Origin of the sequence: Microcystis sp. M49636_WE2 (assembly GCF_030065375.1) — a bacterium.
Classification (GTDB): domain Bacteria; phylum Cyanobacteriota; class Cyanobacteriia; order Cyanobacteriales; family Microcystaceae; genus Microcystis; species Microcystis aeruginosa_C.
In genome coordinates, this window is the sequence record NZ_JASJFG010000901.1 from 1 (window position 1) to 10,634 (window position 10,634).

Genomic DNA, 10,634 nt, shown 5'->3' on the forward strand with positions numbered 1-10,634 from the left:
ATATATACCGTCCAAGCATATATTCCCAGAGTCGAACCCAACAGACAAAAAGTAATCACGGCCACTATTCTTTCTAGGAGGCAAAGGGAACGTAATTGACGCGAGGCTAATTGTTTTTGTGTCGGGGCCACGGGAACTCTCTCCACCGATTTAGTCGCCGGTTTAGCCGTTGGGGTCGCCTGATTTACTGGTGACTGGGGACGGCGTTGACTCGCTTGGCTTTTTTGGCGAGAAACGGGAACGGGAATATAGGACTTATGGGCAGCAGACATGATTTTCTCTCAATATTTCTAGCTAGTTGTCGTTGTCAAAAATTAAGTTTCTAAAATTAGGAGTCGGTCATCAGGAGGAAATATTTAATTGATAACTGTTGCCTTTTTTCCTTTTTCCTTTCTACTTTTTCCTTTAAAATCACTGCTCTAGTTCTAGACGTAAACGATATAAAATAGTTTGCGGATGAACTTGAGCGAGAATTTGATTAATCACCGTACTCGGTCCGGATGCCCCCCAACTGCAACCGCGTTCTAGATAGATTTTAGCGGCTTTTCCGATGATATAGGTTCCATAAGCAGCAATTGCCCCCTGTAGGAGAGCGGTGCTACCGTAGAGGGTTAAAGAGGTGGGATTTTCAAAAATACTGGCCGCCGCCGCCGCCGTTTTGCCCAAACCGATAATCACAGTGCTGAGGATTTCCCCCACCAGCAACCCCGCACTACTCAAAAGTAGAGTCCGCCAGAGTTGACCAGCTTGGTGACTGGTAATCGGCAAGCCGTACAAACGAGCTAAAGCCCGAACTAGAGTCAAATCGACGATTGAAGCCCCTAGGAGGTCTAAAATAGCGATCGGATTGGCCGCAATCGCTAAAGCCTTATATTTCGCGTATTGCCAGATAATTTCCTCCGCTTGACTGTCTCGAAGTTCCAGGGTTTTTCTAGCGATATTTTCTTCCGCTTCTTGCCCTTGCACTAAAGCATTTAAGGCCAGTAGCGATCGCCCTTCCCGATTTAAAATCGTTAAGAGTTTATCTTGCAGCTCCTCAATTTGGGGGGGAGGGGTTTCCCACTCAGTCACCACGCGCCCATCGGGGTATTCCACCCGGACGGGAATCGGTTGCGGTTCGGCGGCTACCATAACTATCTCATCGCTAGTTAACAAATCTTCTAACGTTTTTTCATCCCGATTGGTTCCTAATCTCTGTAACTGCTGAAAAATCTGACGGCGATCGGCTTCCGGATAGAGATCAATCTTATTAAACACCAAAATGATCGGTTTTTTAGCCCGGCGCAATTCTCCTAAGGCCTCGTATTCGGTGCGGGTAATATCCCCCGCAACGATAAATAAAATCAAATCGGCACTTTTAGCGACTTCTCTGGCCATATTCGCCCGTGCTTCCCCTTCAATCTCATCCAATCCGGGGGTATCGATTAATTCTATCTGAATTTTACCCGTGGCTGGTATCCAACGCACCGATCGCGGCCAGCGTGTCACCCCGTGCAGAGGGCCAGTTGTCAGGACTTTTTGACCGACTAAAGCGTTTACCACCGAGGATTTACCGCGACTGACTAACCCGAAGGCTGCCACCCGAATCACCGTTTCATCCAGTTTATCTAAGGCCGATTTGAGGGACTGCAAATCCTGTTTAACGGCGGCCTGAAGTTGGGGATCGGGGGGATAATTCCAATGGCGGCGAAAACTGGCATACCAAGTTAAGGCCTGTTGTAAACTAGCTTTAGCCTGATTGTAATGAGTTTCCTCGAGCGATGGGGTCTTGGTCACGGTTGATTTTTTTACTGTTTATTGATGCTGCTGCCTTTATTGTAGGGTTTCGGGGCGGTAACTGAGATGAGGTTATCTGGGGTTAGGGGAAGACTTTTCAGTGATCAGTGAACAGTAATCAGTAATCAGTGAAAAGAAACTAGGGAAGTTTTCCACTAAAACCCTAAGGGACTTGCGCTCTGATAATGTACCTTTTGGGCGAACGCAGTTCGCCCCTACATTGTGGACAAAATCCGTTACTGTAGGGGCGCAAAGCTTGCGCCCTCCGATCGATTGGGATATTATTCCCACGCAAGTCCCTAACACCTAACATCCTACTCCCCCAATCCCAATTGTCCCAATAGCTGAAGGATAGTTTTTCCGGTTACGGGATCTCGCCAATCGGGGGCAATTTCCGCCAGGGGAAGCAGCACAAAGGCCCGTTCTCGGCAGCGGGGATGGGGTATCTGTAATTCGGGCGTTTCTAAGATCAGGTCTTCATAAAATATTAAGTCTAAATCGAGGGTACGCGGTCCCCATCTTTCCCGTCGGACTCTCCCGAATAACTGCTCGATTTCTAATAATTTATGCAGTAAATCTAAGGGCGATAAATCCACTTGCACAATGGCGCAACCGTTGAGATAATCGGGCTGAGGAGGGCCGACGGCCGCGGTTTGATACCATTGGGAATGAGCTTCTAGTTTAATTCCTTTGACTCGCTCTAATTCCCCTAAAGCTTGCCCTAAAATTGTCGCTGAATCTCCTAAATTACCGCCTAAAGCGATCGCTGCCCGCTTCATCCACATCCTTCCTCAACAATAATCTCGGCTAATTCCCCCGTCGCCCCTAAAGATTTACCTAAAAACATATTGACATTTGGATGCTTTTGTGCTAGTTCAAAAACTTGGGCTTCGATCGCGTCCGTAATTGCACCAGCAAAGAGGAAATAGGGCAGTATAGCGATTTTTTGGCTACCTTGAGCAATTAAACTCTCGATTTGTTGGGATAAACTCGGTTCTATCGACCAATAAGCTGTAATTGCTCCAGAAAACGCCGCTAGATTTTCCACTTCCCGATTACCGCCGGGGCGACGACTACCGTGGGACAGTAAAATGCGGTCTTGGTGGCTTAAATCGGCAAATTGTCGGGATAACAGCGATTTTATGCCCTGATAACTGCCTAAATGGGGCTTTAACTCTAGCTTAATTGGCGATCGCACTTTGTCCACGGCTGCGGGAATATCTTCTTTAACGTGAACCCCCGACAGGAGAAACAGGGGGATAATCTGCAACCGGTTACATCCTTGGCTTTGTGCTTGTTGGGCAAAAGCTTCTATTTGTTGATGGAGAGGTGTTATCGCTAATTCTAGGGCGGCAGTCCCTACTAATACCCGATTATCTGCTTCTAGAACCGCTATAGATGGGCTAAACTCCGATTTACTCGCCAATCTTTCGGCGGGTTGACTAATTTTTTCCTGAACTAAGGCTGCTAATTGTGTCACCGCCATGGCTGGACGCGGATCGCGACTACCGTGGAAAACCAATAAGTAGGCTGAGGAGGTCTTCAAAGAAATCTTGCCAAAATAGTTTAGTTTTTAGCCTAATACATTTTGTCTCCCTTTAGGCATCAATGCCCCTGATATTCTCGATTTAGCTGGTAAGCGGGAAAACGTCCCCATTGGTGGGAAGTGCTACCATTTTACGCGATGTAAAGTGTGAGCAAATCAGCCCGCCGGCTTGAGTTAGCCTAGATATTGAGATATAATTGCTATTGACAGAAACTGCCAGAGGTATATTTGTATTATGCGGGTAATTAGCCGTCGAATACTTCGCGATTTCTGTATGACCAACGCTAATTCCTGCGAGTCTCTCTATGATTGGTATAGAGTCGCTAGTAAAGCAGCATGGCAAAATCTAATCGATGTGCAAGCCACTTATAAAAGTGCTGAATCTGTTGGTAATTTCACTGTTTTTAACATTAAAGGAAATCACTTTCGTCTAATTGTAGATCTAGTTTATAGCCGACAGACTATTTATATTAAATATATTCTTACCCATGCCGAGTACGATAAAGAAAATTGGAAAAATGATGCTTACTTTTAATTCTAAAACCTATGGAGAATTACTCGCTTACTATCAACCAAAAGCAATCACCACAGAGGTGGAAAACGAGCGAGTGATCGCAATTGCTCAAGAGTTGGAACATCGCTCGGAACTTAGTTTAGAGGAGGAGGCTTTACTGGAGTTATTGATTAGTTTGATCGAAAGGTTCGAGGCAGATAATTATCCAATTCCTGACATAAATCCTTTAGCAACTTTACGGCATCTTATAGAAGCTAACGAGATAGAATATCCAGAGCTAATTACTATTTTGGGTTCCCCTGATGCGGTGGAGCAAATAATTAATGGACAACGCAGCATCAATCAGTCAGAAGCTAGGTCTTTGGGAGCATATTTTCGGGTTGATGCCAGTTTATTTACTTGATAAGTAACTAAGGAAAATTAATTACACATCTCAAGGGAAATTAATTTGGCACGACTACTTAACGAATTATTGCGATCGCTTGCCAGGAACTAATTTTCAGCGATAATCTAAAGTCAGAGTCCATCGGGAGATAAGATCATGAACTTTCGTCTAGTTCTATTTTCAGGCCTTGTTACCGCTTTAGTCGGGGCAGGTATCGGTTATGGCATTAGCCGCATTGAACGCAATCCCAGCCAAGTCAACTATAAAAATCCCTATAACTATCAAATCATCTATGGACGTTATTTTGCCGGTGCCGGGGCAGCCTTGGGCTTCTGTGTGGGCGCGGGTTTGCAAATGGTCAAAGAACTCAAAGAAGAAAGAGATAGAGAAATGGGCATCCTAGATGATGGCTCAGAATTCTAGTCTTTTGGGGCTAATTCCTCAAGAATGACGAATTGAACGTGATTAATCGCTAAATCGCCGATGGGAACTTGGGTTTTTAACACCGGTTGTCCTTCACTGAGCATTCGTTCAAAGGGGATATCTTTGGCAATTTCCGTGTGATACCAAGCTAAACCCATAAAGAAACGATTGGGATAGGGACCGCCTTCAAAAATATCATCGGGATTGGACTCCATGGGAACCCAACCGATAGAGGGCAGATAAAATTCCATCCAGACGTGATTGTAATCCGGTTCGAGGGGTAAATTACGTTCGAGGGGATGGGGTGGGCATTTATAACGTCCTACTGTGCGACAGGCAATACCATTGAGACGACACAAAGCCAATAATAAACCCACATATTCGCCACAGGAACCCACTCCGCGCCGCAGGGCAATATCGGGGGTGTCGATGTTGGGTTTGATGCCGTAGGAAAGCTGATCATAGACGTAGTTACGAATACTATAAACTTTTCTGAGGAGATTGGTTTCCCGACCGATCGCTTCTTCGGCAGCATTGAGGATAATTTCTGTATTCATGGCCAGATCATCATTATCGATCAAATAGCGATCGGGAAAATCGGCGGGTAAGGGGGGTAAATCTTCGCAATCTTGGGGAGTAATTTGGTATTTAATTCCCCATACTTCTAAGACTACTTTCCACCCAAAAATATGACGTTGTTTGCCGGTTATTTGCTCGAACTTAAATACTGCCACCCGCTGCCCGTCTTGAATTTCTTCAATAAAAGGCAATCCCACCGCTTCGACGCTGCGAATTTTTTGCCGTGGTGTTTCTAAGGGTAAAGCGATGCGCCATTCCACATCTTTTAGTTCGATATTATATAGAGGTTCCAATTCCTCGACGTAGGATAATTCAATCAGATAACCGTTAGAAAGGGCGTATTTTTTAGCGGGATCGTAGTGAAAATATAGAGGATGGACAAAAGTACGCGGACGATAACTAAGTTCGTAAACCTGTTCGGAATTGGGATTATCGCGGATAAAGGGTTCCTGGAAAGCATAGGCCACATATAGGATATCCTTGCCACTGTTCGCATCGCGATAAAATGCTAATCCCGTCGGCGATTCAAAAGGAGTTATCATGCTAAAAAGCTGTTCTCCCGTGGCGCGATCAAGACAGTAAACCGTTTGTTCTAGGGTATCCGTTAACCAAAGTTCTTCCCCGCGAATGGTGATATTTTCGATGCCGATACCAGGCGCGTACAAACGAGTAATTTCCTGTCCCGATTGGCGATCAAATATAAAGATTTGTCCAGAACGTTGACAAGTGACATAAATTGTGTTACCAGTTACGGCGACTCCGTTAGCGGTGTAGGGAAGACGGGTAAAAAATTTCGGGGTAAAATCTTCGAGAGTGCAGCAGTAGAGATTTTCGCGGGTAGTAAACCAGAGGTGATTTTGATCATCGATTGCCAATCCCGTCGTCCCGACGAATTCTTGCCAGCGATGGGAATTAAGTACGCTTGTATGACCATTATCGAGGGCAATTTGGTATAAATAGCCGTTTTTTGCGTCGATAGCGATTAATTTGTTATCTTGAAATACAATTCCGTGCAGGGCTGTGGCGCTAATCGGGCGAATCGTTTGACGATGGGAGGGAAGACTGGCAGGATCGAAAATCATAGGAGGAAACGAAAAGGGAGGGTGTTTTTAAGTGAATAAAACAGCAATTCTCCCCACGATAGCAAATTTTCTCGCCCTTGAATGCTCGTAATGAACTGCAATCCCGAAAAAAATGTCAAGAATTGTCACCTATAGTCCCTCTCATACCCTTGTACCTACCTACGAGTGTTTCAATCGTTGCAGTTATTGTAATTTTCGCAGGGATTTAGGCACTGATGGCTGGTTAAGTTTAGACAAGGCAAAAGAGATTTTAACTGCTTTGCAGGGTTCGGAAATTACGGAAATTTTAATTCTTAGCGGGGAAGTTCATCCTTTAGCAGCCAATCGAGAGTTATGGTTTCGGCATATTTATAATTTAGCAGCATTGGCTTTAAATATGGGTTTTTATCCCCATACCAATGCAGGTATTTTAACTTTTGCCGAGATGGAAAAACTGAAAAATGTCAATCTATCTATGGGTATAATGTTAGAACAAATGACAGTGACTTTATTAAATACTGTCCATCGTCATGCCCCTAGTAAAGTGCCATCCCTGCGCTTAGAGCAGTTACAATGGGCGGGAGAATTAGGAATTCCTTTTACCACGGGGTTATTATTAGGAATTGGTGAAACAGAATGCGATCGCTTAGTAACCTTAGAAACTATTGCCACTATTCATCAACGTTGGGGACATATTCAAGAAGTGATCCTACAACCCTATAATCCGGGTAAAAGAGAACAGTGGCAAAATAATCCTTTTGATCTGCAAAAATTACCCGATCTGGTTAGACAAGCTAGGGAAATTTTGCCCCCAGATATTGTCATTCAAATTCCCCCGAATCTAGTACCCGATCCTCTTTTTCTCTTGGATTGTTTAGCGGCAGGAGCGCGGGATTTAGGCGGTATTGGCATTATCGATGAAGTTAATCCCGATTACCTCCATTTACACCCCGATAAATTAAAGGAATTTTTAGCAGTTTATGGCTGGGAATTAAAGCCACGCCTACCGGTTTATCAGTAAACATTAATCAGGGAAAAGATAGCACTGTTAATGCCATTGAACACTCCTTACTTAATACCCCTTAATTGATTATTATTCATTCTTAATTCTCCTAACGACCGACGACCGAGGCTGCATCTCATTTTTGTACATCTACCAATTGGGATTTTTACGGGGAAACTCTCGGCTAAGATTGGGCATTACTTCCGAATTTTATCACTCAATCCAAGCTTTTGGGGGGTTCTACCCCCCAAACCCCCCGTTGGGGGCGTGGCGCCGCCCCCAAACCCCCCGCGCATTAGTTTTTCGGTGGGATGCTTACACGCAGCTGCTGATACATTTGTAATCATCTAAGAGTTACTGATAATTGCTGATTGTCGGTATTCCTGCAAATGTGAGATGCACCGACGACCGACTCCTAACCCTAACAACAATTTTTGATTTTTACCCGAGGTCTTATGATTCCCTCAAGCGAGCGCTACTGGCTCAAAAATGCTCATATTCCCGTTTCCCTGCTAGAAAATGAGAGTTTCTCTCCCCAAAACGCCGAGGGATTAACCTTAGTTAATCTGGAAATTAATGACGGTAACATTAATCGCATTACCTCAACAATCCCCCCCGAAGATAATATTCCCGTTATTGACCTCAAAAAAAAGATTGTTTTTCCTTGCTTTGTCGATATGCACACCCATCTCGATAAAGGTCATAGTTGGCATCGCTGTCCTAACCGTGATGGCACTTTTGACAGTGCCTTAAAAATGGCCCTAGAGGATTCCCGACGGGAGTGGCGCTTAGAGGATGTGTATCGTCGCATGGAATTCGGCGTTAAATGCAGTTATACCCACGGAACCGCCGCTATTCGCACCCATATCGACTCTTTTGGTCAACAGGCACAGATTAGCTTAACCGCTTTGGCAGAATTGCAACGACAATGGGCCGGTAAAATCACCCTGCAAGCGGTTTCTCTAGTTTCCCTTGACTACTATCAAACCTCCGAGGGAGCGGCCCTAGCCGATAAAATTGCCGAATTTGGGGGCATATTAGGGGGAGTAGCCTACACAAATCCAGATTTACAGGCACAAATTGATATTACCTTCAAATTAGCCCAAGAAAGGGGTTTAAATCTCGATTTTCATCTGGATGAAAACGGCGATTCCGATTCTACCTGTTTAGCAGCGATCGCGCGTACTGCTATCAAAGAGCAATTTGACGGACAAATCATCTGTGGTCACTGTTGCAGTTTAGCGGTACAATCGCCTGAAATAATCCAAGAAACCCTAAATTTAGTCAAAAATGCGGGCATTGCTATCGTTAGCTTGCCGATGTGCAATCTCTACCTACAGGATCGTCAAGAGGAAAAAACCCCTTTTTGGCGCGGGACAACTAAGATAAAAGAGATGAAAAAAGCGGGAATTCCGGTTGCTTTTGCCAGCGATAACTGTCGCGATCCCTTTTATGGTTTTGGGGATCACGATGGTTTAGAAGTCTTTACCCAAGCGGTGCGGATTGCCCATCTCGACACACCCTACGCTGACTGGGTAAATAGTGTCACCCTCACCCCAGCAAATCTGCTCGGATTGCCCCATTTAGGGCGCATTAAGACGGGTCTAGAGGCAAATTTGTTAATTTTCAAGGCTCGCTACTTTAGCGAGCTATTATCGCGACCACAGTGGGATCGCCTTGTGATTCGGCGCGGGTTGAGCATCGATACTACTCTCCCCGATTACCAAGAGTTAGATGATTTAGTTCTAGGAATTGAGCAACTCCTGTAAGGGTTTGACAAAAACCACCGATTCTAGGTTGATAGCACCGTAAATATGGGGAAAGGTCTCTTTTTCTAGCTCTAGAGTGGCATTTTCTGGGTTAGGATGTTGGGGCTGCTCCCATTTGACCGGGGACTGCAATTGTTCGAGAGAAATGGCTAAAACCAGCAAATCTGGCTGATTTTGATAAAAAGCGGCCACAACTTTCGGAATTTGTTCTAAGGTGGAGCAATGGATAAATCCCTCATTTTTTAGGGAATACGCCCGATATTCCCCCATTTCACGAGCTATTTGCCAACCTCTTTCTGTGGTGATGTGATAGATCATCGGTTCGCCTCCTACTGTCACTTTATCCCTAATTTTAGGATATAGCCTGAAGCTGTCAGCAGCCCTCAATTCTCTTAAACTAGAGGTCAGGGAATAAAGACAAGAAATTTGTCCGACCAATTACCAGAAAAAAATTGCCGATAACGGCCTCAAAATCTCTTGATAGTCTCTTTTTACCTGATATTAACCATTTCCCCTTAAAATGAGCTTACCGAGGCAATAACTGCAAAAATCTATGCTAGATAAAATATTTACTCCCAATCCCTACGCTGAAAAACCCGCTCCTCTACGTCCTCGCAAGGGGGTAATTATCGGTGTTGGTCAGGTGGGGATGGCCTGCGCTTACTCGATGTTAATTCAAGACTGTTTTGATGAATTAATTCTGCAAGATATCGCCACGGATAAAGTCGAAGGGGAAGTGATGGATTTAAGGCACGGAATGCCTTTTATTGAACCCACAGACTTGAAAATGGGAACCGTGGCCGATGTGGGACAAAATGCCGATGTGGTGATTATTACTGCCGGGGCTGCCCAAAAAGAGGGAGAAACCAGATTACATCTCCTTGAGCGAAATGTGGCGATTTTTCGCCGTATTCTGGAGGATGTGGCTGTTTACTGCCCCAGTGCTTTGATTTTGGTGGTGAGTAATCCCGTCGATATCATGACCTATGTTACCCTTAAAATCACCCATTTTCCGCCTTCTAGGGTGATTGGTTCGGGTACGGTGCTAGATTCTGCCCGTTTACGCTCTCTTTTATCCACCCAACTCCATGTAGATGCGCGTAACGTCCACGCTTATATTATCGGTGAACACGGGGATAGTGAGCTTGCTGTGTGGAGTTCGGCCAATATCGGAGGAGCAAGGTTACTCGAAGGAGATTGGCAGGATTTAAGCGCAACCGACCAAGAAAGCTTAACAGAAATTTTTCTTCAGGTTAAAAACGCCGCCTATGAAATTATCAAACGCAAGGGTTATACTAGCTATGCGATCGGTTTAGCTACCACGGATATCGTTAAAGCGATTTTACGTTCCCAAGAAAGAATTCTCACTATTAGCACTCTCCTCGATGGTCAATACGGTCTCAAAGATGTGTGTTTAAGTATTCCCTCGGTGGTTAACGAGAAAGGAGTGATAAAAACTCTGAATCTTGCTCTCAGTCCCAGAGAAACGGAACAGTTACATAATTCGGCCAAAATCATGCGCGATTTAATCGATCAACTCAAAATTTAACTTAGGGTTGGCTGAATAAATCTAAAAAC

The 10,634-nt window shown here is 44.7% G+C and carries 11 protein-coding genes and 1 pseudogene; 6 read left to right on the forward strand and 6 right to left on the reverse strand.

All coding sequences use genetic code 11. The features are described from left to right. From PX484_RS20630 to PX484_RS20645, 4 genes and pseudogenes are all read right to left on the reverse strand, one after another. Nucleotides 1–272 (reverse strand): annotated as a pseudogene (locus tag PX484_RS20630) (hypothetical protein); the annotation flags it as partial. A 139-nt stretch (nucleotides 273–411) separates the two neighbouring features. Continuing rightward, nucleotides 412–1,776, reverse strand: a complete 1,365-nt coding sequence (locus PX484_RS20635) for a GTP-binding protein (protein ID WP_287668374.1) — start codon at nucleotides 1,774–1,776, stop codon at nucleotides 412–414. 314 nt (nucleotides 1,777–2,090) lie between these two features. Continuing rightward, nucleotides 2,091–2,555: a 2-amino-4-hydroxy-6-hydroxymethyldihydropteridine diphosphokinase gene (gene folK / locus PX484_RS20640; protein ID WP_288105321.1), complete on the reverse strand. Its 465-nt coding sequence runs from the start codon at nucleotides 2,553–2,555 to the stop codon at nucleotides 2,091–2,093. After that, entirely contained in the window at nucleotides 2,552–3,322 is a 771-nt protein-coding gene (locus PX484_RS20645; RefSeq protein WP_502845969.1) for a sirohydrochlorin chelatase, read from the reverse strand. The genes folK and PX484_RS20645 overlap by 4 nt, the downstream gene beginning before the upstream one ends. 235 nt (nucleotides 3,323–3,557) lie before the next feature. On the opposite strand from PX484_RS20645, the gene PX484_RS20650 reads away from it, so the two are divergent. The 3 genes from PX484_RS20650 (at nucleotide 3,558) to PX484_RS20660 (ending at nucleotide 4,644) form a co-directional block, all read left to right on the forward strand. Beyond that, nucleotides 3,558–3,857 carry a type II toxin-antitoxin system HigB family toxin gene (locus PX484_RS20650; RefSeq protein ID WP_287765237.1) on the forward strand — a complete coding sequence of 100 codons (300 nt, stop codon included), beginning with the start codon at nucleotides 3,558–3,560 and terminating at the stop codon, nucleotides 3,855–3,857. Beyond that, entirely contained in the window at nucleotides 3,844–4,239 is a 396-nt protein-coding gene (locus tag PX484_RS20655) for a helix-turn-helix domain-containing protein (protein WP_353845701.1), read from the forward strand. The genes PX484_RS20650 and PX484_RS20655 overlap by 14 nt, the downstream gene beginning before the upstream one ends. Nucleotides 4,240–4,377: 138 nt before the next feature. After that, entirely contained in the window at nucleotides 4,378–4,644 is a 267-nt protein-coding gene (locus tag PX484_RS20660) for a hypothetical protein (protein ID WP_002763196.1), read from the forward strand. Here the strand turns inward: PX484_RS20660 and PX484_RS20665 are convergent. Beyond that, nucleotides 4,641–6,305, reverse strand: coding sequence for a transglutaminase domain-containing protein (locus PX484_RS20665; protein WP_002803780.1), 1,665 nt, complete (start codon nucleotides 6,303–6,305; stop codon nucleotides 4,641–4,643). The genes PX484_RS20660 and PX484_RS20665 overlap by 4 nt on opposite strands. Nucleotides 6,306–6,417: 112 nt before the next feature. Here PX484_RS20665 and cofG point away from each other — a divergent pair, with 112 nt between their 5' ends. Next, on the forward strand, nucleotides 6,418–7,305 hold the full coding sequence (gene cofG, locus PX484_RS20670) for a 7,8-didemethyl-8-hydroxy-5-deazariboflavin synthase subunit CofG (protein ID WP_288105319.1): 888 nt from the start codon (nucleotides 6,418–6,420) through the stop codon (nucleotides 7,303–7,305). Between the two features lie 437 nt (nucleotides 7,306–7,742). After that, the gene (locus PX484_RS20675; protein WP_287765245.1) at nucleotides 7,743–9,056 is read left to right on the forward strand and encodes a cytosine deaminase; all 1,314 of its coding nucleotides are present in this window, start codon (nucleotides 7,743–7,745) and stop codon (nucleotides 9,054–9,056) included. Here the strand turns inward: PX484_RS20675 and PX484_RS20680 are convergent. After that, nucleotides 9,033–9,374, reverse strand: a complete 342-nt coding sequence (locus PX484_RS20680; RefSeq protein ID WP_194017411.1) for a DUF952 domain-containing protein — start codon at nucleotides 9,372–9,374, stop codon at nucleotides 9,033–9,035. The two genes, PX484_RS20675 and PX484_RS20680, sit on opposite strands and share 24 nt — an antisense overlap. A 235-nt stretch (nucleotides 9,375–9,609) precedes the next feature. Between PX484_RS20680 and PX484_RS20685 the strand changes: the two genes are divergently transcribed. Next, nucleotides 9,610–10,605, forward strand: a complete 996-nt coding sequence (locus tag PX484_RS20685) for an L-lactate dehydrogenase (protein ID WP_002773766.1) — start codon at nucleotides 9,610–9,612, stop codon at nucleotides 10,603–10,605. The last annotated feature ends 29 nt before the right edge of the window (nucleotides 10,606–10,634 follow it).

Bases quoted from the DNA above. Each gene is read 5' to 3' on its own strand.
- folK (WP_288105321.1), bottom strand. From the start codon at position 2,555: ATGAAGCGGGCAGCGATCGCTTTAGGCGGTAATTTAGGAGATTCAGCG.
- PX484_RS20650 (WP_287765237.1), top strand. From the start codon at position 3,558: ATGCGGGTAATTAGCCGTCGAATACTTCGCGATTTCTGTATGACCAAC.
- PX484_RS20655 (WP_353845701.1), top strand. From the start codon at position 3,844: ATGCTTACTTTTAATTCTAAAACCTATGGAGAATTACTCGCTTACTAT.
- PX484_RS20660 (WP_002763196.1), top strand. From the start codon at position 4,378: ATGAACTTTCGTCTAGTTCTATTTTCAGGCCTTGTTACCGCTTTAGTC.
- PX484_RS20665 (WP_002803780.1), bottom strand. From the start codon at position 6,305: ATGATTTTCGATCCTGCCAGTCTTCCCTCCCATCGTCAAACGATTCGC.
- cofG (WP_288105319.1), top strand. From the start codon at position 6,418: ATGTCAAGAATTGTCACCTATAGTCCCTCTCATACCCTTGTACCTACC.
- PX484_RS20675 (WP_287765245.1), top strand. From the start codon at position 7,743: ATGATTCCCTCAAGCGAGCGCTACTGGCTCAAAAATGCTCATATTCCC.
- PX484_RS20680 (WP_194017411.1), bottom strand. From the start codon at position 9,374: ATGATCTATCACATCACCACAGAAAGAGGTTGGCAAATAGCTCGTGAA.
- PX484_RS20685 (WP_002773766.1), top strand. From the start codon at position 9,610: ATGCTAGATAAAATATTTACTCCCAATCCCTACGCTGAAAAACCCGCT.